23 protein-coding genes are annotated in these 21,417 nt (G+C 61.6%); 7 read left to right on the forward strand and 16 right to left on the reverse strand.

Features of this window, described 5'->3' with window-relative positions:
- Positions 1-62: 62 nt before the first annotated feature.
- Complete coding sequence (locus FQU74_RS07075; protein WP_146285702.1) at positions 63-431, reverse strand: rhodanese-like domain-containing protein; 369 nt, start codon at positions 429-431, stop codon at positions 63-65.
- A 201-nt stretch (positions 432-632) separates the two neighbouring features.
- On the opposite strand from FQU74_RS07075, the gene uvrA reads away from it, so the two are divergent.
- Positions 633-3,491 (forward strand): excinuclease ABC subunit UvrA, encoded by a 2,859-nt coding sequence (gene uvrA, locus FQU74_RS07080; protein WP_146285703.1) that lies wholly within the window; start codon positions 633-635, stop codon positions 3,489-3,491.
- Between the two features lie 7 nt (positions 3,492-3,498).
- On the opposite strand, the gene FQU74_RS07085 is transcribed toward uvrA, so the two are convergent.
- The 4 genes from FQU74_RS07085 to FQU74_RS07100 all read right to left on the reverse strand — a co-directional run bounded on the left by FQU74_RS07085 (position 3,499) and on the right by FQU74_RS07100 (position 7,001).
- Entirely contained in the window at positions 3,499-3,924 is a 426-nt protein-coding gene (locus FQU74_RS07085) for a hypothetical protein (RefSeq protein ID WP_229704303.1), read from the reverse strand.
- Positions 3,925-4,020: 96 nt separating this feature from the next.
- Positions 4,021-4,224, reverse strand: a complete 204-nt coding sequence (locus tag FQU74_RS07090; RefSeq protein WP_146285704.1) for a YgaP family membrane protein — start codon at positions 4,222-4,224, stop codon at positions 4,021-4,023.
- Between the two features lie 85 nt (positions 4,225-4,309).
- The gene (locus FQU74_RS07095; RefSeq protein ID WP_146285705.1) at positions 4,310-5,347 is read right to left on the reverse strand and encodes an enoyl-CoA hydratase/isomerase family protein; all 1,038 of its coding nucleotides are present in this window, start codon (positions 5,345-5,347) and stop codon (positions 4,310-4,312) included.
- 154 nt (positions 5,348-5,501) lie between these two features.
- Positions 5,502-7,001, reverse strand: a complete 1,500-nt coding sequence (locus FQU74_RS07100; protein ID WP_146285706.1) for a CoA-acylating methylmalonate-semialdehyde dehydrogenase — start codon at positions 6,999-7,001, stop codon at positions 5,502-5,504.
- 97 nt (positions 7,002-7,098) lie between these two features.
- On the opposite strand from FQU74_RS07100, the gene FQU74_RS07105 reads away from it, so the two are divergent.
- From FQU74_RS07105 to coaD, 3 genes are all read left to right on the forward strand, one after another.
- Positions 7,099-7,986, forward strand: a complete 888-nt coding sequence (locus tag FQU74_RS07105) for a LysR family transcriptional regulator (RefSeq protein ID WP_146285707.1) — start codon at positions 7,099-7,101, stop codon at positions 7,984-7,986.
- Positions 7,987-8,037: 51 nt separating this feature from the next.
- Complete coding sequence (locus tag FQU74_RS07110; protein ID WP_146285708.1) at positions 8,038-8,472, forward strand: CBS domain-containing protein; 435 nt, start codon at positions 8,038-8,040, stop codon at positions 8,470-8,472.
- An 85-nt stretch (positions 8,473-8,557) separates the two neighbouring features.
- A complete protein-coding gene (gene coaD, locus FQU74_RS07115; protein WP_146285709.1) occupies positions 8,558-9,052 on the forward strand; it encodes a pantetheine-phosphate adenylyltransferase in 495 nt (164 codons plus the stop codon).
- A 75-nt stretch (positions 9,053-9,127) separates the two neighbouring features.
- Here the strand turns inward: coaD and FQU74_RS19405 are convergent, their stop codons facing one another.
- The 4 genes from FQU74_RS19405 to gap (FQU74_RS07125) form a co-directional block, all read right to left on the reverse strand.
- Positions 9,128-9,295 (reverse strand): hypothetical protein, encoded by a 168-nt coding sequence (locus tag FQU74_RS19405; RefSeq protein ID WP_170246200.1) that lies wholly within the window; start codon positions 9,293-9,295, stop codon positions 9,128-9,130.
- Between the two features lie 192 nt (positions 9,296-9,487).
- Complete coding sequence (gap, locus tag FQU74_RS07120) at positions 9,488-10,489, reverse strand: type I glyceraldehyde-3-phosphate dehydrogenase (protein WP_146285710.1); 1,002 nt, start codon at positions 10,487-10,489, stop codon at positions 9,488-9,490.
- 103 nt (positions 10,490-10,592) lie between these two features.
- Positions 10,593-10,736, reverse strand: a complete 144-nt coding sequence (locus tag FQU74_RS19410; protein ID WP_170246201.1) for a hypothetical protein — start codon at positions 10,734-10,736, stop codon at positions 10,593-10,595.
- Between the two features lie 11 nt (positions 10,737-10,747).
- The gene (gene gap, locus FQU74_RS07125; RefSeq protein ID WP_146285711.1) at positions 10,748-11,752 is read right to left on the reverse strand and encodes a type I glyceraldehyde-3-phosphate dehydrogenase; all 1,005 of its coding nucleotides are present in this window, start codon (positions 11,750-11,752) and stop codon (positions 10,748-10,750) included.
- A gap of 202 nt (positions 11,753-11,954) precedes the next feature.
- On the opposite strand from gap (FQU74_RS07125), the gene FQU74_RS07130 reads away from it, so the two are divergent.
- Positions 11,955-12,926: a DUF808 domain-containing protein gene (locus tag FQU74_RS07130; protein WP_146285712.1), complete on the forward strand. Its 972-nt coding sequence runs from the start codon at positions 11,955-11,957 to the stop codon at positions 12,924-12,926.
- A gap of 112 nt (positions 12,927-13,038) precedes the next feature.
- Here FQU74_RS07130 and FQU74_RS07135 read toward each other — a convergent pair whose 3' ends face one another.
- Positions 13,039-13,491, reverse strand: a complete 453-nt coding sequence (locus tag FQU74_RS07135; protein ID WP_146285713.1) for a hypothetical protein — start codon at positions 13,489-13,491, stop codon at positions 13,039-13,041.
- Between the two features lie 125 nt (positions 13,492-13,616).
- Positions 13,617-15,632 carry a transketolase gene (gene tkt / locus FQU74_RS07140; RefSeq protein ID WP_146285714.1) on the reverse strand — a complete coding sequence of 672 codons (2,016 nt, stop codon included), beginning with the start codon at positions 15,630-15,632 and terminating at the stop codon, positions 13,617-13,619.
- A 215-nt stretch (positions 15,633-15,847) separates the two neighbouring features.
- Between tkt and FQU74_RS07145 the strand changes: the two genes are divergently transcribed.
- Positions 15,848-16,324, forward strand: coding sequence for a hypothetical protein (locus tag FQU74_RS07145; RefSeq protein WP_146285715.1), 477 nt, complete (start codon positions 15,848-15,850; stop codon positions 16,322-16,324).
- Positions 16,317-16,685, forward strand: a complete 369-nt coding sequence (locus FQU74_RS07150; protein WP_146285716.1) for a cell division protein ZapA — start codon at positions 16,317-16,319, stop codon at positions 16,683-16,685. Before FQU74_RS07145 ends, FQU74_RS07150 begins: the two co-directional genes overlap by 8 nt.
- A 68-nt stretch (positions 16,686-16,753) precedes the next feature.
- Here the strand turns inward: FQU74_RS07150 and grxD are convergent, their stop codons facing one another.
- The 5 genes from grxD to FQU74_RS07175 form a co-directional block, all read right to left on the reverse strand.
- Positions 16,754-17,113 (reverse strand): Grx4 family monothiol glutaredoxin, encoded by a 360-nt coding sequence (gene grxD, locus FQU74_RS07155; protein ID WP_146285717.1) that lies wholly within the window; start codon positions 17,111-17,113, stop codon positions 16,754-16,756.
- The gene (locus FQU74_RS07160; protein WP_146285718.1) at positions 17,110-17,436 is read right to left on the reverse strand and encodes a hypothetical protein; all 327 of its coding nucleotides are present in this window, start codon (positions 17,434-17,436) and stop codon (positions 17,110-17,112) included. The genes grxD and FQU74_RS07160 overlap by 4 nt, the downstream gene beginning before the upstream one ends.
- 3 nt (positions 17,437-17,439) lie before the next feature.
- On the reverse strand, positions 17,440-17,682 hold the full coding sequence (locus FQU74_RS07165; RefSeq protein ID WP_146285719.1) for a BolA/IbaG family iron-sulfur metabolism protein: 243 nt from the start codon (positions 17,680-17,682) through the stop codon (positions 17,440-17,442).
- Between the two features lie 146 nt (positions 17,683-17,828).
- The gene (purL, locus tag FQU74_RS07170; RefSeq protein WP_146285720.1) at positions 17,829-19,991 is read right to left on the reverse strand and encodes a phosphoribosylformylglycinamidine synthase subunit PurL; all 2,163 of its coding nucleotides are present in this window, start codon (positions 19,989-19,991) and stop codon (positions 17,829-17,831) included.
- Between the two features lie 530 nt (positions 19,992-20,521).
- Positions 20,522-21,415, reverse strand: coding sequence for a LysR family transcriptional regulator (locus FQU74_RS07175; RefSeq protein WP_146285721.1), 894 nt, complete (start codon positions 21,413-21,415; stop codon positions 20,522-20,524).
- Between the last annotated feature and the right edge of the window lie 2 nt (positions 21,416-21,417).

Consider the following 21,417-nt stretch of genomic DNA (forward strand, 5'->3'; position numbering starts at 1 on the left):
TCCGTCGTTTCAGATATCTGAGACAGGAAAGAGGCTCGCACTTGCGGGCCTCTTTTCGTTTGTCAGATCTTTTCGGTCTTGCCGCCGCCAGCAAGCCAGTCGCCAAAGCCGCCGAGGTTATAGACCTCGGTATAACCCAACCCCAGAAGGACCTCGGCCGCGCGCCCGGATCTGCCACCCGCTGCGCAGTAGAGGCAGATGGGACGGTCGAGCGTCACGCCCTCTGGCACCTCACCCATGCCCGGCTTCATGCGTATCGGCACTGTGGCCAGCGGGACATGCACCGCACCGCGCGCCTTGCCGCTTGTTTTCAACTCGGACAGCTCACGCACATCGAGGATCGTCAACTCGCCACGCTCGGCGCGGGCGACAGCCTCGGCCGGGGCAATGCGCTTTACCTTGGGACTGGCAGGACGGAGGAAAGAGAACATCGGGCACCTCATTTGATTTATATATTCAGATAGATGAATGTAGCTAATTTGCAAGCGCATTGTCGGTTTTGGGCCGGACCCGGCAAAAAACCGCGGGATGCATCATGTTGTTCATCTAATGTTCACGTTTTTGGATTGGAGACTCGGTCCGGATGCCCTACATCTTGGCCGACCTGCAGGTTAGTCGGCTGGGGGCCCTTGATGGCAGAACAGAAGTTCATCGAAGTACGTGGCGCGCGTGAGCACAACCTCAAGGGTGTGGATCTCGACATTCCGCGTGACCAACTGGTGGTCATCACTGGGCTTTCGGGGTCGGGCAAGTCGAGCCTCGCCTTCGATACGATCTATGCCGAGGGTCAGCGCCGCTACGTTGAAAGCCTGTCCGCCTATGCGCGCCAGTTCCTCGACATGATGGGCAAACCCGATGTCGATCATATCTCGGGCCTGAGCCCGGCGATCTCTATCGAGCAGAAAACCACGTCAAAGAACCCGCGTTCGACCGTCGGCACGGTGACCGAGATCTATGACTATCTGCGCCTCTTGTTCGCGCGGGTGGGTACGCCCTACAGCCCTGCCACCGGCCTGCCGATCGAGGCGATGCAAGTTCAGGACATGGTCGATGCCGTCCTCGCGATGGAAGAGGGGACCCGCGCTTATCTGCTGGCCCCGATCGTGCGCGACCGCAAAGGGGAATACCGCAAGGAGTTTCTTGAACTGCGCAAGCAGGGCTTCCAGCGCGTAAAGGTCGACGGTCAGTTCTACGACCTCGACGAGCCGCCGACGCTGGACAAGAAGTTCCGGCACGATATCGACGTCGTTGTGGACCGCCTTGTCGTGCGCGGCGATATCGCCACCCGGCTGGCCGACAGCTTCCGCACGGCGCTGGATTTGGCCAGCGGCATCGCGGTAATCGAGACTGCCCCGGCCGAGGGGGAGCCCGAACGCAAGACGTTCTCGGAAAATTTTGCCTGCCCGGTTTCCGGGTTCACCATACCCGAAATCGAACCGCGCCTATTTTCCTTCAACGCGCCCTTGGGGGCCTGTCCCGCTTGTGACGGTCTTGGGGTGGAGCTGTTCTTTGACGAGCGGCTGGTGGTGCCAGACCAGAATCTGACGTTGGCGCAGGGGGCCATCGCGCCGTGGTCAAAGTCGAAAAGCCCTTACTTCCTGCAGACGATCGAGGCCATCGCCACCCATTACGGCTTTGATAAACGCAAGAAGTGGAAGGACTTGCCCGACAAGGCGCGTGAAGTCTTTCTGCGCGGATCAGGCGGTGAGGAGATCCAGTTCCGCTATGACGAGGGTGGGCGAGTCTACCAGGTTAGCCGTGTCTTTGAAGGCGTCATTCCGAACATGGAACGGCGATACCGCGAGACCGACAGCGCCTGGAGCCGCGAAGAGATGGAGCGGTATCAGAACAACCGCCCGTGCCATGTCTGCTCGGGCTATAGGTTGAAACCCGAGGCGCTGGCCGTCAAGATTGCGGGACTGCATGTCGGCCAGGTGGTCGAGATGTCGATCAAAGAGGCCTTCGCCTGGATCGAGACAGTGCCGGCCAGCCTGACGAACCAGAAGAACGAGATTGCGCGCGCGATCCTTAAGGAAATCCGCGAACGTCTTGGTTTTCTTGTGAATGTCGGCCTGGACTACCTGACTCTCTCGCGCAGTGCGGGCACACTTTCCGGGGGCGAGAGCCAGCGAATCCGTCTGGCAAGCCAGATCGGATCTGGCCTGACCGGCGTTCTTTATGTGCTGGATGAACCCAGCATCGGCCTTCACCAGCGCGACAACGACCGGTTGTTGGGTACGCTCAAAGGGCTACGCGATCAGGGCAACACAGTGCTTGTGGTCGAGCATGACGAAGATGCAATTCGCGAGGCGGACTACGTCTTTGACATGGGCCCCGGCGCAGGGGTCCATGGCGGGCAGGTCGTCGCACGCGGAACGCCCCAAGAGATCGCCACCGACCCGGCAAGTCTGACGGGACAGTATCTGTCAGGGAAGCGCGAGATCGCGGTGCCGAAGACCCGCCGCGAGGGGAGCGGAAAAAAGCTTACTGTCGTAAAGGCTTCTGGCAACAACCTGAAAGACGTGACCGCCGATTTCCCGCTGGGCAAATTCGTCTGCGTGACCGGAGTTTCCGGCGGTGGAAAATCAACCCTGACCATCGAGACCCTGTTCAAGACGGCGGCCAGCCGCCTGAATGGCGCGCATGAAACGCCGGCACCCTGCGAAACGATCAAGGGGTTTGAGCATCTCGACAAGGTGATCGATATCGACCAGCGCCCGATCGGGCGCACGCCGCGCTCCAATCCGGCGACTTACACCGGCGCCTTCACCCCGATCCGCGACTGGTTTGCGGGTCTGCCCGAAGCAAAAGCGCGCGGCTATCAGCCCGGACGTTTCAGCTTTAACGTCAAGGGTGGTCGGTGCGAGGCCTGTCAGGGGGACGGTGTCATCAAGATCGAGATGCACTTCCTGCCCGACGTCTATGTCACCTGCGAGACCTGCAAGGGGCATCGCTACAATCGTGAAACACTGGAAATAAAATTCAAGAACAAGAGCATAGCTGATGTTCTTGAGATGACCTGCGAAGATGCGCGCGAGTTCTTTGCGGCGGTCCCGGCCATCCGCGACAAGATGGAGGCGCTGTGCCAGGTGGGCCTTGGCTATATCAAGGTCGGTCAACAAGCGACGACCCTGTCCGGTGGCGAGGCGCAGCGGGTGAAGCTGTCAAAAGAGCTAAGCCGCCGCGCCACGGGTCGCACGCTCTATATCCTCGATGAGCCGACCACGGGCCTGCACTTCGAAGATGTGCGCAAGCTTCTGGAAGTGCTGCATGAACTGGTCGATCAGGGCAACACGGTCGTCGTGATCGAGCACAACCTCGACGTCATCAAGACCGCCGACTGGATCATCGATATCGGGCCAGAGGGCGGCGACGGTGGAGGCCGGATCGTGGCCACCGGCACGCCCGAGGACGTCGCGGATATCGAGGCGAGCCACACCGGCCGCTATCTGCGCCCGATGCTGAAGTCGCGCCGCGTGGCCGCTGAATGAGCGAAGGCTAGTTCAGCAGCCGGTCAAGCAGGCCCACAAGCGCCATGACTTCCAGCGTTTGTGGGTCAACCCGATAGACGAAGCCGTTGTCGACGTAGTAGGTGCCATCGGGCAGGCGATAGCGCCACGGGTCACGCAGATAATCCGCATCACGCGGCAGATACTCGCCCCGCCGATAGCGATAGTAGTCATGATCGTCGTAGTCGGCGTAATTGACCTGCTTCTTGGCCTGACCTGGCGGTACACATGGCGGGTTCTTCTTGGCAAGTCCGGGCGGGCAACCGCGCAGGTTGTACGGCTGTGACCAATCACGGTTCTTCCAGTCGTTTCCCTTGTTCTTTCCGTGGCCTTTGCCCTTGCCGTCGGCAAGCACAGGTGCGGCCGCAAACGCCAAGGCGAGGGCCAGCACCGCTATGTTTCTGGAGCGAGGCATCGTTTTCCCCCTGAAGCTGCTACCCGGTCATTTTACCAGATGCAGCGGCAGCCGCACGGGCAAAGCCTTTTCACCGGCGGTGGTTCGCCGATCAGATCACCCTTTGCGCGGGCAGGTGCTCATCCCGATGATCGAATAGAGCGGGCACGTAGAAAACAGCCCGGTCAGCAGCGGCACAACGCCAATCAGCTTGGCCCAGTGCCAGAATCCGGTTCCCTGATCGATGAAAAACCAGAGCAAAAGAGCTGCGCCGATGGCGATGCGCAGGATGCGGTCAATACCGCCGACATTTGTGGTCATGGCAATCTCCGATGTTACATATTCGCATTATTATATGTTTTTGTGATGGTGTCACGCGATGCCTTGTCGCAGTGTCCTGCGGCTGTCAGAAGGTCAGCTCATCCGACCCAAGCGGGGCGAGCAGCGCCTCAACCTCGGCGTTGGTCACGGCTGATGCGTCCGCGTGGCGCCAGCGCGGGTGGCGGTCCTTGTCGATGACCATCGCGCGGATGCCCTCCAGAAGGTCGGTCGATTGCTGTGCGCGGTAAGTGACGCGGTACTCTTGCCCGAGTGCCTCTCGCAGGGTCGGATCTGGGCCGAGCCGGTGCAGCAGCTCAAGCGTGGTTGCCGCGCCGAGAGGCGACACTTTCGCCAAAGCGGCGATCGAAGATTGCGAGAATGCGCCCGGATCCGACTGAAGGCTTGCGACAACAAGGGAAAGATCCCGGCTGGCGAAGTGACGGTCGACGAGGGGTTGCAAGGCTGGCAGCGTGGCAGGCAGCGGGCAGGGGCGCGCGGCGGAAAGGATGGGGTCAGTCACGCCGGAAGAGCAGAGAGCATCCATCAGGGCTGGCCATTCTGCCTCGGGCACGAAATGGTCAGCGAAGCCCGCATAGATCGCATCCGCCGGTGCCATCCGTGTACCGGTCGTGCCAAGCCATGCCCCCATGCGCCCCGGCGCACGCGCAAGCAGCGCCGAGCCGCCGACGTCCGGCACCATGCCGATCGCGCATTCGGGCATGGCGACCTGGGCGCTTTCTCCGACTATCCGGTGCGACGCATGGCAGGCCACGCCCACACCACCCCCCATGCAGAAACCATGGATCAGGGATACAACGGGTTTTGGATAGGCGCCGATCCGGGCATTCATCCGGTACTCTTCGGCCCAAAATCGTTGCGCAAATGCGAAATTGTCCGCGCATGCGGCTGCGTAAACCTCGGCAATATCCCCGCCCGCGCAGAAGGCACGCGGGCCTTCGGCATCGATGATGACAACGCGAACGCCAGGATCATTGGCCCATGCGATCAGCGCATCGTCAAGCGCGCGCATCATGCCGTAGCTGAGCGCATTGAGCGCCTTTGGGCGTGTCAGTGTGATGCGCCCGGCATTTCGGTCGATCCTGATATGAATGTCCTGAGGCATCTGTCTTATGCGCGAGCGATCCATCTTCAAGGGAAGGCCACGCCCTTTTCTGGCTGAAATGAACAGATGTTTATTTTTGGCATGTCGCGGCCAAAGGCAAGCCTTGGCCGCGAATGGGTGTCAGATGCGGAAGGGAAAGTCCCGCCGCCTTGAATTAATCCAGCGCTTTGAAGTTGAGCGCCGCACCGTCCTTGATGCCCGAGAACCAGCGGGCGGTCACGGTCTTGGTCTTGGTGTAGAAGCGGAAGGCGTCGGGGCCATACTGGTTCAGGTCGCCAAAGGCCGACTTCTTCCAGCCGCCGAAGGTGTAATAGGACAGCGGCACCGGGATCGGGAAGTTGATGCCCACCATGCCGACATTGACCCGGCTGGCAAAGTCGCGGGCGGTATCGCCATCGGCGGTAAAGATCGCCGTGCCGTTGCCGTATTCGTTGTCGATCACTAGCTTCAGCGCCTCTTCGTAGCTGTCGGCACGCACGGTCGAGAGAACCGGGCCGAAGATCTCTTGCTTGTAGATTTCCATGTCGGGGGTCACGTTGTCAAACAGCGTGGCGCCCACGAAGAAGCCGTTCTCGTAACCCTGGATCTTCAGGTTCCGACCATCCACAACCAGCTTCGCGCCCTGTTGGATCCCTGAGTCGATCAGGCCCAGGATGCGCTGCTGCGAGGCCTTGGTGATCACGGGCCCGAAGTCGACGTCATTGCCCGCAGTGTAGGGGCCAACTTTCAGTTTCTCGATCCGCGGCACCAGCTTTTCGATCAGTGCATCGGCGGTTTTCTGGCCGACCGGCACTGCCACCGAAATCGCCATGCAGCGCTCGCCCGCAGCCCCATAGCCCGCACCGATCAGCGCGTCGGCCGCCTTGTCGAGGTCGGCGTCGGGCATGATCAGCATGTGGTTCTTGGCGCCGCCAAAGCACTGGGCGCGCTTGCCGTTGGTTGCCGCGCGGCCATAGATGTACTGCGCGATCGGGGTTGACCCGACGAAGCCCACAGCCTGGATGGTCGGGTTGTCGAGAATGCCGTCCACAACCTCTTTGTCGCCGTTGACCACCTGCAGCACGCCGTCCGGCAGGCCAGCCTCTTGCGCCAGTTGAGCCAGCATGATCGAGGTGGAGGGGCAGCGTTCCGACGGCTTCAGTATCATGGCATTGCCAGCCGACAGCGCCGGGCCCATTTTCCACAGCGGAATCATCGCCGGGAAGTTGAAGGGCGTAATGCCTGCAACCACGCCAAGCGGCTGGCGCATCGAGTAAAGGTCGATGCCCGGACCTGCGCTGTCGGTATATTCACCTTTCAGCTGCGAGGGCAGCCCCATGCAAACCTCGATCACCTCAAGCCCACGCTGCACATCGCCGCGCGCGTCGGGCAGGGTCTTGCCGTGCTCCACGCTGACCAGTTCGGCCAGCTTGTCCATATTGGCGTTGATCAGCGCGCCAAAGGCCATCATCACGCGGGCGCGGCGCTGCGGGTTGGTGGCGCCCCAGACGAGCTGTGCCTTTTCAGCTTCGGCAATCGCATAAGCCAGCTCGTCCTGGTTGGCGAGCGCGACATGCGCCTGCACTTCGCCGGTGGCCGGGTTGTACACTTCGGCAAAGCGGCCCGATTTCCCGGGAACCAGCTTGCCGTTGATCCAGTGACCGATCTCTTTCATGGAATCCTCCCGAATTGACTGGCCGGACAATAGCCTTGCAATTTCGCCAGAAACAGCGGCAAGATTCCAAAATCGTTTTGCATTTTTGCATGGCCGCATGGACTGGGATGATCTGAAGCTGTTCCTCGCCGTCGCTCGCGCCGAGAGCCTTTCCGGCGCCGGCAAAGCGTTGCGGCTTGACCCTGCGACAATCGGGCGCAGGATCGCCCGGTTGGAGCACGACCTTGGCGCGCGGCTCTTTGCCAAAAGCCCGCAAGGCTATGCACTGACCGAAGAGGGCGCGCGCATCCTGGCCCATGCCGAGCGCGCGGAGCTTGCCGTGACCGGTGCCGCCGAAGAGCTGCGAGGCCGCGATCAGGGGCTGACAGGGCAGATCCGTATCGGTGCGCCGGATGGCTGTGCGAACTATCTTCTGCCGCAGGTTCTCGCCCGGATATGTGACGCCAATCCGGGCTTGGAGGTTCAGATCGTCGCGCTGCCGCGGGTTTTCAACCTGTCCAAGCGCGAGGCCGATATGGCGATTGCCGTCTCACGGCCTGTCACGGGGCGGATGACCGTGCAAAAGCTGGTGGATTATCACCTGAGCCTTGCCGCATCTGCCAATTATCTGGCGCGCAGCCCGGCGATCGGCAGCCTTGCCGACCTCTCGCAGCACCGGATCGTCGGGTATATCCCCGACATGATCTTCGACAAGGAACTGGATTACCTGAGCCAGCTTGGGGTGGACCATGCGGCCCTCGCGTCAAACTCGGTTTCCGTGCAGTTGAACTGGCTTCGGCACGGGGCCGGCGTGGGGGTTGTGCACGATTTCGCACGTCCCGCCGCGCCCGAGCTTCGACGCATCCTGCCAGAGGTCCGGCTGGAGCGCGCTTTCTGGTTGATCCGCCATGCCGATGACGGCCGGGTTCTGCGTCTCAATCGTTTTGCGGATATTCTGGGGCAGGAGCTTCGCAAAGAAGTGGGGCGACTGGAAGCTGCCGCTTGACAGAAAATTGCGCAGGCGCAAGGCTTTCCACATCGAACTGAGGAGGAACCCATGCACGTTGCGCAGATTCTGAAGGTCAAACCCGAAACGACGGTCATTACCGTTGTACCCGGGACCAGCGTGGCAGAGGTGGCACATGTCCTCTCGATGCGCCGCATCGGTGCGGTCATCGTCTCCCCAGATGGCAAGCGCGTGTCCGGCATCGTGTCTGAACGCGATATCGTGCGCGAACTGGGCAAGCGCGGGCCGACCTGCCTTGGTGACGCCGTCGATACGCTGATGACCGAAAAGATCATCAGCTGCACCGTCTCGGACAGCACCCATGACGTGCTGCAGAAGATGACCGATGGTCGCTTCCGCCACATGCCCGTGATGGAGGGCGACACGATGATCGGCCTTATCTCTATCGGTGACGTCGTGAAGGCCCGCCTGATGGAGCTTTCGGCCGAGAAGGACGCGCTTGAGGGCATGATCAAGGGCTTCTGATCCGCCATGCTGCAGCGCGGCGCTTTGCACTTGCAAAACGCCGCGCAATATTGTTGCGTGCGCGCAGGGCTTATTGGGGGGCGGCATGCGTATCGGACTCTATCCGGGAACGTTCGATCCAATCACATTGGGTCACGTTGATATCATCGAACGCGCCTTGCCCCTGGTTGATCGCCTGGTGATCGGCGTGGCGATCAACCGTGACAAGGGCCCGCTGTTCTCACTGGAAGAGCGGGTGGCTATGGTGCAGGCGGAGTGCGATGTCATCAGCGCCAAGAACGGCGGTGCCGAGATTGTCGTTCATCCGTTCGAAAACCTGCTGATCGATTGTGCCCGCGATGTCGGAGCAGGGGTGATTATCCGCGGTCTGCGTGCGGTTGCGGACTTTGAATACGAATTCCAGATGGTCGGCATGAACCGCGCGCTGGACTCCAGTATCGAGACCGTCTTCCTGATGGCAGACGCGCGGCGTCAGGCCATTGCATCGAAGCTGGTGAAAGAGATCGCGCGGCTTGGCGGCGATGTGTCGAAGTTCGTCAAGCCTTCGGTGCAGGACGCCCTTCTCAAGAAGTATCGTTGAAGGGCGGCCGCCCGGGTCGGGCCGCCCCTCGTGCCCCTGCTGCTTCCCCTTGATCGCCGCGGGCTATTGCGGCGCTCAGGCGCGGCCGTAGACCGCGTCAAAGGCGATGCGCTCGGCGTCGCCACGATAGATATCCAGATCCAGCGCCACATCGAGCGGCATGCGCGCGATCTCGTCCCGCGTCTTCAGGTACTGCGCACGCTTGCTGCGCGCTTCCTTGATGCGATTGAACAGGCTCGTCATTTTCTTTCCTTCCACATTCCGTGGTCATCTTGGACGGACCGTATGCCCGTCACCCGACAAACATGGGGCGGGGTGATTGCGCTAACAACCCAGTGTCTGGAAAGCCTGATATGCACCTGTTGCATGTCTTAGAGCCAAGAAGAAAGGGCGCCAGATGGCGCCCCTTGCTGATTTCAAACGGAAATCTGTGGATTAGATCAACTTGCCCATCGCAACAGCCGTATCAGCCATGCGGTTTGAGAAGCCCCATTCATTGTCATACCAGGACAGGATCGACACGAATGTACCGTCCATGACCTTGGTCTGGTCCATGTGGAAGACGCTGGAATGCGGGTCGTGGTTGAAGTCAGAAGAGACGTTCTTGAACTTGGTAAAGCCCAGAATACCCTTCAACGGACCATTGGCTGCAGCCTCGATGGCGCCGTTCACCTCTTCGACCGAGGTGGCGCGCTTGGCGATGAACTTGAGATCGACGACAGACACGTTGGGCGTGGGCACGCGGATGGCGAAACCATCGAGCTTGCCCTTCAGCTCCGGCAGAACCAGACCCACAGCCTTGGCCGCACCGGTCGAGGTCGGGATCATCGACAGTGCCGCAGCGCGGGCGCGGTAAAGGTCCTTGTGCATCGTATCCAGCGTCGGCTGGTCGCCGGTGTACGAGTGGATGGTCGTCATCATCCCTTTCTCGATGCCGATGGCGTCATGGAGCACCTTGGCCACCGGGCTCAGGCAGTTGGTCGTGCAGGACGCGTTTGACACAACCAGATCGTCCTTGGTCAGCGTGTGGTGGTTCACGCCGTAAACGATGGTCTTGTCAGCGCCGTCACCGGGGGCAGAGATCAGGACGCGCTTCGAGCCGTTCTCAAGATGCGCGGCGCATTTTTCCTTGCTGGTGAAGATGCCGGTGCATTCCATCACCACATCCACATCGCCCCAAGGCAGTTCCGCAGGATTACGCAGCGCAGTCACGCGGATCGGCCCACGGCCGACATCAATCCAGTCGGCACCGGTCGTTACCTCTACCGGAAAGCGGCCATGCACCGAATCGAAGCGCAGCAGATGCGCGTTGGTCTCCACTGGTCCAAGGTCGTTGATGGCGACCACCTCGATATCGGTCCGGCCCGATTCAATGATCCCGCGCAGCACGTTGCGCCCGATCCGACCGAAGCCGTTGATTGCCACTTTTACCGTCATATCCGCCTCCTGTGCCATGCACCTGTGCCGCCGGCGACTCGTGCCGCCGATGCTAGCGCTAACATCAATGCTGCGACGCAAGATGCAACTGATTTCCGCGCCGTCAACGCCAGAATATCAGATATTCGGTCAGATCGATGATTCGGCGAGACAAAAACACAAGGACCTCTCCGCCGTTGGCAAAGAGGTCCAGCGCGACAAGCGCGCAAATGAACAGCCCGAGAGCTATCAGAAAGCGGTCGGCCACGACCCCTCCCGTTACTGGAGGAGCCGCCCCATCGCGCCAGCCACATCAGCCATGCGGCAAGAGAAGCCCCATTCGTTATCGTACCAGGCCAGCACGCGGACGGTGCGGCCACCGACCACCTTGGTCTGGTCAGGGGCGAAGATAGACGAATGATTGGTATGATTGAAGTCGATCGACACCTTGGGTTCGGGATCATAGGCCAGAACCATGCCCATGTAGCCGGCGGCGGCCTCGCGCACGATCTCGTTCACGTCGTGAACGGTCACGTCCTTCGATGCCACAAAGGTCAGGTCCACGGCCGAGACATTGGGGGTGGGAACGCGGATGGCCGAACCGTCAAGCTTGCCCTTCAGTTCCGGCAGAACCTCGCCAATCGCTTTGGCCGCACCGGTCGAGGTGGGGATCATCGCCATGGCCGCGGCACGTGCGCGGTACAGGTCCTTGTGGCGGCGGTCGAGCGTGGGCTGGTCGCCGGTATAGCTGTGGATCGTCGTCATGATGCCGGATTCGATGCCGATCGCATCGTTCAGTACCTTTGCCAGCGGGGCGAGGCAGTTGGTGGTGCAGGAGCCGTTCGAGACGACCAGATGATCAAGCTGCAACTGGCGGTGGTTCACACCGTACACCACGGTCTTGTCAGCGTTCTTGGCGGGTGCCGACACCAGCACGCGCTTGGCCCCGCGACCGAGGTGAACAGCGGCCTTGTCGCGATCATTGAACTTGCCGGTGCATTCCAGCACGACGTCCACGCCTTCCCAGTCAAGCTCATCGGGGTTGTAGGTCGACATCACCCGGATCGGGCCGCGACCCAGATCCAGCGAGTTGCCGTCAACCTTGACCACGCCGGGGAAGCGACCATGCACGCTGTCGTACTTCAGCAGATGGGCGTTCGTTTCAATCGGGCCGGTCGCGTTGATCGCCACCACCTGCACATCATTGCGCGCCGATTCCGCGATATGGGCCAGCGTGCAGCGGCCGATCCGGCCAAAGCCATTGATGCCGACGGTGATGGTCATGTGTATCCCTTCCGTTGATTCAGCCCGCGTTTGGGGGGCTATAGACCGGCGCTTCGCGGCGGCAAAGTAGAAAATGGTTATATTTTCAGTATGTTAGCGCAAACTTGCAGTGTTTTCGCTAACAGGGCGGCTGCATTGTGCATCTTTCCGCCGCAGCGCAGCTTCGCTAGTCTCTTCACGAACGCGAAACGGGAGAGATGGTATGAGCGGTTTGCTCGCGCTGCTGGATGATGTGGCTGCAATTGCAAAGGTTGCGGCAGCCTCGATTGACGACGTGGCGGCGGCGGCTGCCAAGGCCGGTTCCAAGGCCGCAGGCGTCGTGATCGACGATGCGGCGGTGACGCCCAAATATGTCCATGGCTTTTCGGCAGAGCGGGAGCTGCCGATCATCGGACGCATCGCGCTTGGCTCGCTCAAGAACAAGTTGCTGGTGCTTCTGCCCGGCCTTCTGGCGCTCAGCTACTTTGCGCCATGGGTGATCACGCCACTTCTGATGCTGGGCGGTGCCTATCTGTGTTTTGAGGGGGCAGAGAAGGTCGTCCATGCGCTGGCGCCGCATGCAGATCACGCCGTCGAAGAGGATTTTGACACCAAGGACCCTGCGCATCTGGAAGAGGAAAAGATCGCCGGCGCCATCAAGACCGACTTCATCCTGTCGGCCGAGATCATGACCATCGCGCTGGCCGCCATTCCCGAAAGCTCACTGTGGATGGAGGCGATCACCCTTGCCGTCGTCGGCGCGCTGATCACTGGCGCGGTCTATGGCGCGGTCGCGCTGATCGTAAAGATGGATGACGTGGGCCTGCACATGGCCAAGGGCCGGACGGGTGCAGGGCGGGCCATCGGGCGCGGTCTGGTGATCGGGATGCCGAAACTGATGTCGTTCCTCTCAACCGTCGGGACGCTGGCCATGCTGTGGGTCGGCGGCAACATCGTGGTGCACGGGATGCATGTGCTGGGCGCGCATGAGCCCTACAATACCATCCATCACCTGGCCGAGCTTGCCGCCCATGCCGTGCCCGAGGGGGTAGCGGGTATCGTGGGCTGGCTGGTCACGGCAATCTGCGACGGCATCCTTGGCCTGATCCTGGGCGTGATCCTGATCCCGGTCGCCACGCGCGTGATTGGCCCGCTGATCGCTGCTGTGACCGGCAAGAAGGGCGAGGCGCATTGAGGGCGCGCGCAAGGTTTTGTGCAAGCCATAGCGCGCCACCTGCTGCGCGCCTTTTGAGTGCATAGAACGTTAGCTTGGCAATAGACTGAGGGGAGGTCGCTCTGACCTGCCCTTAGTGTTCCTCGTTACAGCCAAGAACTCTATCAATGCGAAGAAGTACAGGAATGCCACGGTTCCTATTCATTGCACCTGGTTCGACAAAGTCCTGAAACTTGTACCGCCCGCCACGGTAGGTGATTGCGTATCTGCACCCCTCAACCAAGGCATCCACAATTGCTTCGCGCTTTCCGTCTGTATTTGACCAGGAACTTTCCGGAAATTTGAACGGGCCATAGTCGGTCAACACAACTCCGCAGAAACCGTCTGTTAGAGTAGCGGGAGCGGCGCTTCGCCCCTTAAACAACCCCGTGCGGCAGGATCTTGGCACATCCAGTTTATCTAAAACCGTGACCTCGAGGGATCTTGCTGGCAGGCATGTTCCACTTGAAGCACATTTCATACCGATATTGGTCGCACTGAAAATTACCAATCCAATAAGGAAAGTTGATTTCTTGATTCCGGCCATACTTGTACTCTTCGTCGATCGACAATCAGGTTTGGGACTGCACAATGTCTAAGACAAATTGAGGGCGCATCAACGAAAAAAAGCCGCGCTTTTGCGCGGCTTTTTTATTCAACCATAGGTAGTTCTTACAGCAGCGCTTTTGCGCGCTCCACAGTGGCCTCGGCGGTGATGCCGAACTCTTTGTAGAGCCGATCCGCCGGGGCCGAGGCGCCGAAGCTGGTCATGCCGACAAAGGCGGCCTTCTGCTCTTTGCCGCGTTCACCCAGAAGCCAGCGATCCCAGCCCTGACGCACGCCCGCCTCGATGCCGATGCGGACCGTGCCTGCCGGCAGCACTTTCTTGCGATAGGCCTCGTCCTGCGCCGCGAACAGCTCCATGCAGGGCATGGAGACGACGCGGGTGCCGATGCCCTCGGCCTCCAGCATCTCGCGTGCCTTCATGGCGATCTCCACCTCCGACCCGGTCGCGATCAGGATGACCTGACGCTTGCCCGTTGCCTCGGCCAGAACATAGGCGCCGCGGGCGCTGAGGTTCTGGTTGGAATGCGTGGTGCGCACCGGGGCAAGGTTCTGACGGCTGAGCGCCAGCACCGAAGGCGTGGTCTTGGTGGACAGGGCCAGTTCCCAGGCCTCGGCCACTTCGACCAGATCGGCTGGGCGGAAGACCCAGGTGTTGGGGGTAGCGCGGCTGATCGCCAGATGTTCGACCGGCTGGTGGGTCGGGCCGTCCTCGCCCAGGCCGATCGAGTCATGCGTCATCACATAGACGACCGGCACCTGCATCAGGGCCGACAGGCGCATCGAAGGGCGGGCATAGTCGGTGAAGCACATGAAGGTGCCGCCATAGGGGCGCACGCCGCCATGCAGCACCATGCCGTTCATCGCCGCCGCCATGCCATGCTCACGGATCCCGTAATAGACGTAGCGCCCCTTGCGGTTTGCCGGGTCAAAGGTACCCAGATCGGCGGTCTTGGTGTTGTTCGACCCGGTAAGGTCGGCCGAGCCGCCAATGGTTTCCTGCACCACCGGGTTCAGCGCGGCCAGCACCAGCTCTGATGCCGAGCGCGTTGCGAGCTTTTTGGGTGTCTCGACGGCGGCCTTCTTCACGTTGCGCACGGCGCTGGTGATCTTGGGCGAGGGGTCGCCTGCAAAGATGCGCTTGAACTCGGCCTGTTTGCCGGCGGGCAGGGTGGCCAGACGGCTTTCCCACTCGCGACGCGTGGCGATGCCGCGGGCGCCGATGGCCTCCCACGCGGCTTTCACATCGGCGGGGATCTCGAACGGGCCGTGATCCCAGCCATACACGGCGCGGGTGTCGGCGATCAGCTGTTTGTCGGTCAGCGCGCCATGGCCCTTGGAGGTGTCCTGCGCCGACGACCCAAGCGCGATATGGGTCTTGCAGGCGATCATTGCCGGGCGGGGCGATGCCTTGGCCGCAGTGATCGCCGCGTCGATTGCAACGGGGTCATGGCCGTCGCATTCGAACACGTCCCAACCGCTGGCCGCGAAGCGGGCCTTCTGGTCGGTGACATCCGAGAGTTCAACCTTGCCGTCGATGGTGATGCCGTTGTTGTCCCACATCACGATCAGGCGCGACAGTTGGTGTTTGCCGGCAAGCGCGATCGCTTCCTGGCTTACGCCCTCCATCAGGCAGCCGTCACCGGCGATGACATAGGTGTAATGGTCCATCACCTTGGCGCCCCAACGGGCGCGCAGCGATTCCTCGGCCATGGCAAAGCCCACGGAATTGGCGATGCCCTGACCCAGCGGTCCCGTGGTGGTCTCAACGCCTTCCAGATGGCCGTATTCCGGGTGGCCTGCGGTGCGTGCGCCCCATTGGCGGAAGTTCTTCAGCTCGTCCAGCGTGGCCTGTTTGTAGCCCGTCAGGTGCAGCAGGCTGTAGATCAGCATCGAGCCGTGGCCTGCTGACAGGATGAACCGGTCGCGGTTCGGCCACAGCGGCGCCGAGGGGTCAAAGTTCAGGTGCTTTTCAAACAGGACCGTTGCCACATCGGCCATGCCCATCGGCATGCCGGAATGGCCGGAGTTTGCGGCAGCCACCGCATCAAGCGTAAGCACGCGGATGGCGCAGGCTTTCTTCCAGTGGTCGGGGTGCTGGGCGCGCAGGCTGGCGATATCCAAGTGGGCATTCCTTTGACAAGTCGGGCTCTCGGCACGTCTCCTAGCAGCACGACGGACAATATCCAAGCATGCCGGGCCGGTTCGGGGGGTGAAAAACCGCTCCAGGGGGCGCAATCCCGCAGCAGTTTGGGCTAAGATCGGAAAAACCGGCTAAGGCACGATTCGACAGGCGCGTGCCGGCACCGGTTCGGAATGGAAGTCAGAAGGCAGGACGCATGAGCGAATTGGCAGAGCTGGAGCGCAGGATCACCGAGGCATTGGCCCGGATCGATGCGGGAATCACCCGCCTTGCAGAGGGGGCCACGCAGCCCGCATCCGCAGCGCTGCAAGAGGCGCTCGAGGCCGAGCGCGCGACGAACGCACAGCTGGCAGAGCGACTGAAGGCCCTGCGCGCCCGTGAGACTCGCGGCGAGATCCCGGCGCTGGAGGCCAAGATCGCCGATCTGACGCGGCAGCTTGACGAGCAGGGGCTGGAGCTTCACCGCATGCGCAAGTCAACCATCCAGCTGCGCGAGGCGCTGCGCGCGATCACCGAACAGACCGCAGGCAGTGTCGAGGGTAATGTGATCAACAAGGCCATGCTCGCCGAGCTTGAGGCGCTGCGCGCGGAACGGTCGTCCGAAGCGCAGGAAATGGCCGAGTTGCTGGCCGAGCTTCTGCCGATCATCGAAGGGGAAAAGACCGATGCCTGAGATCGATATCACCATTGGCGGGCGGTCATTCGCCGTGGCCTGCCAGCCGGGCGAAGAGCATTTCCTGCGCACGGCCGCCCAGATGCTGGATGCCGAGGCCGCGCCCATCGTCACGCAGATGGGGCGTCTGCCAGAGGCGCGTCTGTTGCTGATGGCAGGGCTGATGCTGGCCGATCGCACCGCCGGGATCGAGGACGAACTGCGGGTCCTCAAGGCGCGGCTGGCGGAACTCGATGCCCAAGGCCAGCCCGCGCCCGTCCGCATCGAGGTGCCGGTGATCCCGCCGCAGGTTGAAGAGACAATGGCCGCCCTTGCAGCGCGGGCCGAGGCGCTGGCGGCGCGGCTCGACGGCGAGGCGTGATTGCCGCTGCCTGAAACGTCAAAGGCCGGGCAGGGTGCCCGGCCTTTTCGTTTTCAGCGCGACCCGTCTCAGGCGTTGGCTTCGCGGATCTTGTCGGCGGCTTCCTTGTTATAGGCGATCCCGCTCTTCTCCAGAAGCTGATCCAGCTCACCCGAAAGCGTCATCTCGGTCACGATGTCGCAACCGCCGATGAACTCGCCCTTTACATAAAGCTGCGGAATCGTCGGCCAGTCGGAATAGTCTTTGATCCCCTGACGGATGTCGGCATCGGCCAGAACATTCACATCGGCATATTCAATGCCCATGTAGTTCAGGATGCCCGCAACGCGCGAGGAAAACCCGCACTGCGGCATCATCTTGGTGCCTTTCATGAAAAGCACAACGTCATTGGTGGTTACTGTTTCGCGGATCTGATCCTGCGCGCTCATTGCTTCTGGTCCTTCCTGCCATGTGCGGCATGGAACCTCGCCGCATAGGTTTCATCGTCCTTGACAGGGGCTACATGGGTCTGAAGCCCGTCTCTGTCCCAAATTTCGGTCACGGGCCGTTCGCCCAAGGCCGCGTTGCGCTTCATATCGCCCTTGAAGGCGTCGATATCAATGGCCTCTGTTCCGATCGCGCGCGCATTGGGCCGGGCTGCCGCAAAACGCGCGGCCAAGGGGCGCGACTTTCCGCGCCCAAACACCTGCCCCAGCCAGATCAAGACGACGATGCCGACCAGAACAACCAGAAGCCACAGTTTCGGCGTCACCCCTTACTCCGGTGCCTTGGTGGTCAGTGCCAGCGCATGCAACTCGCCATGCGCCCCGTCCATCTTGCCTTTCAGGCTGGCATAGACGGCGCGCTGTTGCTGCACCCGGTTCATACCCTTGAAGCTTGCGTCAATCACCTCGGCCGCCCAGTGATTGCCGTCTCCGGCAAGGTCGGTAATGGTGATCTTCGCGTTCGGGAAGCTCTCCCGGATCAGCGCCTCGATATCCTTGCCTTCCATGGGCATCGGTTGTCTCCTGTCTTGTCACCCAAATCTAGGACGACGACAGACCAGCCGCAAGGCAGCGCGACAGGTTCTGCCCACAGTTGTCATGCAATCCCTGGCGGACAGGCCAATGGCCGGTGGGGGAATACCCCCCACCGAGAGCACCCTCAGCCTTCGATCGCCGCAGCGAAGGCACCGCGATAGAGCGTCGAGAGCGCCTCAAGCGGCGCCGTAGCCGAGCCGAGCGTCACGCTGCTGCCACCGAAACGGCCGACGCGGGTGATTGCGACGCCTGCAGCGATTGCCGCCGCTTCCAGCGCGCGGGCACCGTCTTCGGATGCAGCAACCAGATAGCGGGCCTGATCCTCGCCAAACAGCGTCGGGATGTCGCCGGCATCAAGCGCGACGCCCAGACCGGCACCTTCGGCCATCTCGAACGCCGCAAGCGCCAGACCACCGTCCCCGAGGTCCGTCGCGGCACGCACAGATTTGCGATTGGCGCGCAGGAAGTCGCCGTTGCGCTTTTCGGCTTCAAGATCAACCTGCGGGGCATCGCCCGCCTCGATCCCGAAGGCCTCGGCCAGCAGGGCCGATTGGCCAAGGTGCCCGAAGGTCTCACCGATGACCAGCGCCACATCACCATCCACGGGCTGACCCGCGATCAGGTCATCAAAGCTGGCAAGGATGCCCACCGCGCCGATGGTCGGCGTCGGCAGGATGGCCGAGCCATCGGTCTCGTTGTAGAGCGAGACGTTGCCCGAAACGATCGGCATGTCCAGCGCGGCAACGGCTGCGCCGATGCCTTTGATCGCGCCGACGAACTGGCCCATGATCTCGGGCTTTTCGGGGTTGCCGAAGTTCAGGTTGTCGGTCGTGGCAAGCGGCAGCGCGCCAACGGCCGTCAGGTTGCGATAGGCTTCGGCCACGGCCTGCTTACCGCCCTCAAACGGGTTCGCCTTTACATAGCGCGGAGTTACGTCGCTGGTGAAGGCCAGCGCTTTGCCGGTGCCATGCACGCGGACGACACCCGCTGCCATGCCGGGGCGAACGACCGTATCGGCGCCGACCTGGCTGTCATACTGTTCCCACACCCAAGACTTGTGCGCATAGGACGGGCTGCCGATCAGGGCGCGCAGCGCATCGATTGCGCCGATGGCGGGAACCTCGCCCAGTTGTGCCGGGGCAGGAGTTTCCATCCAGGGGCGGTCGTATTCCGGAGCGTTCGACGACAGCTTCGATAGTGGCAGATCGGCTTTCACCTCATTGCCAAGCAGGATCAGAAAGCGATCCTCGGGGATCGTTTCGCCGACGATGGCGAAATCCAGATCCCATTTCTCAAAGATCGCCCGCGCCTCAGCCTCTTTTTCGGGCTTCAGCACCATGAGCATCCGCTCCTGGCTTTCCGAGAGCATCATCTCGTAGGCCGTCATATGCGCCTCGCGCTGTGGCACGGCATCGAGGTTGAGCCGGATACCCAGACCGCCCTTGTCGCCCATTTCCACGGCCGAGCAGGTCAGACCCGCAGCGCCCATGTCCTGGATCGAGATCACGGCGCCCGATCCCATTAGCTCGAGGCTGGCTTCCAGCAGGCGCTTTTCGGTGAAGGGGTCGCCGACTTGCACGGTAGGGCGTTTTTCCTCGATCGAGTCGTCGAACTCGGCCGAGGCCATGGTCGCGCCGCCGACGCCATCGCGCCCGGTTTTCGCGCCCAGATAGACGACCGGCATGCCGACGCCGCTGGCGACCGAATAGAAGATCTTGTCGCTGTCGGCGATGCCCGCCGCGAAGGCGTTCACCAGACAGTTGCCGTTATAGCTGCGATGAAAGCGTACCTCGCCGCCGACGGTCGGCACGCCAAAGGCGTTGCCATAGGCGCCGATCCCCTCGACCACACCTTTGACCAGATGCGCGGTTTTGGGGTGAGACGGCACGCCGAAAGACAGCGCATTCATCGCCGCGATGGGGCGCGCGCCCATGGTGAAAACGTCACGCAGGATACCGCCCACGCCGGTTGCCGCACCCTGATGGGGCTCGATGTACGAGGGGTGGTTGTGGCTTTCCATCTTGAAGATGACGGCCTGACCATCGCCGATATCGACCACGCCCGCATTCTCGCCCGGGCCGCAAATCACCTGCGGGCCGGTGGTCGGCAGTGTGCGCAGCCATTTCTTCGACGACTTGTACGAGCAGTGCTCGTTCCACATGGCCGAAAAGATGCCAAGCTCGGTAAATGTGGGTTCACGCCCGATGATGTCGAGGATGCGCTGATACTCGTCGGGCTTGAGGCCATGCGATGCGATCAGCTCGGGGGTGATTGCGGGTTCGGTCATGGCTTCCCTCGTCTCTCTGGCCAGCATGCCGCCTCATATGGCAATCGGCGGGGCCATGAAAGATGTGGCGCGGCCTTTGTGGGCAGTTTTTCTTGTGGGTATGCGCGGATTTCGGGCTTTGCCCGTCGGTCTATGCCACCAGCTTGCTTAGGTGCCTGAGTCGCGCAGCTGTGCTGCAAGCTGCGCCTCGATTGCGGGCAAAGTGGTTTCTGCGCTGCCGCATCGCTAGGCGCGAAAAGAAAATTCGATCAAAACCAAAAAAAAGGCCGAGCAGAAGCTCGGCCCAAGTCCAACAGGGAGGTATAAAGGAAGCAGGAGAATTCTCAACCACCGCCTTCGAGGACGGATGTAGGCGCGTGGGCGATTCAGTGCAAGGGAATACCTGCTGCACCTGCAGCATGCCCGCCATGCGTGCGGCGCATGGCTATTTCGCTGCGAAGTTTTCCTCCCGCCCAATTGGTGTGCGGCAACGAAAAAAGGTGGCGCTTTGGCCACCTTCTTCGTCAGTGCTTCCCATCGTTCAGATGAGGTCAGGTCGTATGGGTCTTGCGGAACTCAGAGATCTCTTCCGTCACGAAATCGCGGAAGGCGGCAACGCGTTTTGAATGCCGCAACTCCTCGGGGTAGGCCAGAAACACCGGAACCTCGTTCGATTCGACTTCCGGAAGCACGCGGACGAGGTGCGGAAAGTCTTCGGTGATGTAGTCGGGCATGACGCCGATGCCGACATGGTTCAGCACACCTTGCAACACGCCGAAATAGTTGTTCACGGTCAGCGTCGAGGGGATGTCGTGGCTCAGAAGCTGCGCGACAAGCAGCGCGCCGGCCGCGACCTGCGGTGTGCCCGCATGCTGGCAGATCAGGCGATGGGCGCTGAAATCCTCCATCGTCTCGGGCGTGCCATGTTCTGCGAGGTATTCGGGTGACGCATAGAGCCGCATCTTGATGTTCATCAGGCGGCGACGGATCAGATCGGCCTGGCTCGGCTCTTTCATCCGGATTGCGACATCGGCCTCGCGCATGGGCAGGTCAAGCACGCGCTCTTCCAGCATCATGTCGATCTTCAGGGCCGGATACTTGCGGTAAAGCTTGGCCAGTCGCGGTGCGAGCCAGAGCGTGCCGAAGCCCGTCGTCGTCGTGACGCGAAGCTCGCCGAACACTTCATCCTCACTGTCGCGGATGCGCGCTGCAGTGGCGTCCAGCCGTTTGACCATCGCGGTTGTCGCATCAAACAGCAACTCACCCTGCTCTGTCAGAATCAGCCCGCGTGCATGCCGGTGAAACAGCGTGACGTTCAGGCTTTCTTCAAGCGCGCGGATCTGTCGCGATACGGCAGACTGGCTCAGATGCAGGGTGTCGCCTGCATGGGTCAGGCTGCCCGCATCCGCCACCGCGTGAAATATTCTGAGCTTGTCCCAATCCATCC

Source organism: Gemmobacter aquaticus (genome assembly GCF_007859075.1).
Classification (GTDB): domain Bacteria; phylum Pseudomonadota; class Alphaproteobacteria; order Rhodobacterales; family Rhodobacteraceae; genus Gemmobacter; species Gemmobacter aquaticus.

Coding starts and splice junctions, on each gene's coding strand:
- FQU74_RS07075 (WP_146285702.1), bottom strand. CDS start 431: ATGTTCTCTTTCCTCCGTCCTGCCAGTCCCAAGGTAAAGCGCATTGCC.
- uvrA (WP_146285703.1), top strand. CDS start 633: ATGGCAGAACAGAAGTTCATCGAAGTACGTGGCGCGCGTGAGCACAAC.
- FQU74_RS07085 (WP_229704303.1), bottom strand. CDS start 3,924: ATGCCTCGCTCCAGAAACATAGCGGTGCTGGCCCTCGCCTTGGCGTTT.
- FQU74_RS07090 (WP_146285704.1), bottom strand. CDS start 4,224: ATGACCACAAATGTCGGCGGTATTGACCGCATCCTGCGCATCGCCATC.
- FQU74_RS07095 (WP_146285705.1), bottom strand. CDS start 5,347: ATGCCTCAGGACATTCATATCAGGATCGACCGAAATGCCGGGCGCATC.
- FQU74_RS07100 (WP_146285706.1), bottom strand. CDS start 7,001: ATGAAAGAGATCGGTCACTGGATCAACGGCAAGCTGGTTCCCGGGAAA.
- FQU74_RS07105 (WP_146285707.1), top strand. CDS start 7,099: ATGGACTGGGATGATCTGAAGCTGTTCCTCGCCGTCGCTCGCGCCGAG.
- FQU74_RS07110 (WP_146285708.1), top strand. CDS start 8,038: ATGCACGTTGCGCAGATTCTGAAGGTCAAACCCGAAACGACGGTCATT.
- coaD (WP_146285709.1), top strand. CDS start 8,558: ATGCGTATCGGACTCTATCCGGGAACGTTCGATCCAATCACATTGGGT.
- FQU74_RS19405 (WP_170246200.1), bottom strand. CDS start 9,295: ATGACGAGCCTGTTCAATCGCATCAAGGAAGCGCGCAGCAAGCGTGCG.
- gap (WP_146285710.1), bottom strand. CDS start 10,489: ATGACGGTAAAAGTGGCAATCAACGGCTTCGGTCGGATCGGGCGCAAC.
- gap (WP_146285711.1), bottom strand. CDS start 11,752: ATGACCATCACCGTCGGCATCAATGGCTTTGGCCGGATCGGCCGCTGC.
- FQU74_RS07130 (WP_146285712.1), top strand. CDS start 11,955: ATGAGCGGTTTGCTCGCGCTGCTGGATGATGTGGCTGCAATTGCAAAG.
- FQU74_RS07135 (WP_146285713.1), bottom strand. CDS start 13,491: ATGGCCGGAATCAAGAAATCAACTTTCCTTATTGGATTGGTAATTTTC.
- FQU74_RS07145 (WP_146285715.1), top strand. CDS start 15,848: ATGAGCGAATTGGCAGAGCTGGAGCGCAGGATCACCGAGGCATTGGCC.
- FQU74_RS07150 (WP_146285716.1), top strand. CDS start 16,317: ATGCCTGAGATCGATATCACCATTGGCGGGCGGTCATTCGCCGTGGCC.
- grxD (WP_146285717.1), bottom strand. CDS start 17,113: ATGAGCGCGCAGGATCAGATCCGCGAAACAGTAACCACCAATGACGTT.
- FQU74_RS07165 (WP_146285719.1), bottom strand. CDS start 17,682: ATGCCCATGGAAGGCAAGGATATCGAGGCGCTGATCCGGGAGAGCTTC.
- purL (WP_146285720.1), bottom strand. CDS start 19,991: ATGACCGAACCCGCAATCACCCCCGAGCTGATCGCATCGCATGGCCTC.
- FQU74_RS07175 (WP_146285721.1), bottom strand. CDS start 21,415: ATGGATTGGGACAAGCTCAGAATATTTCACGCGGTGGCGGATGCGGGC.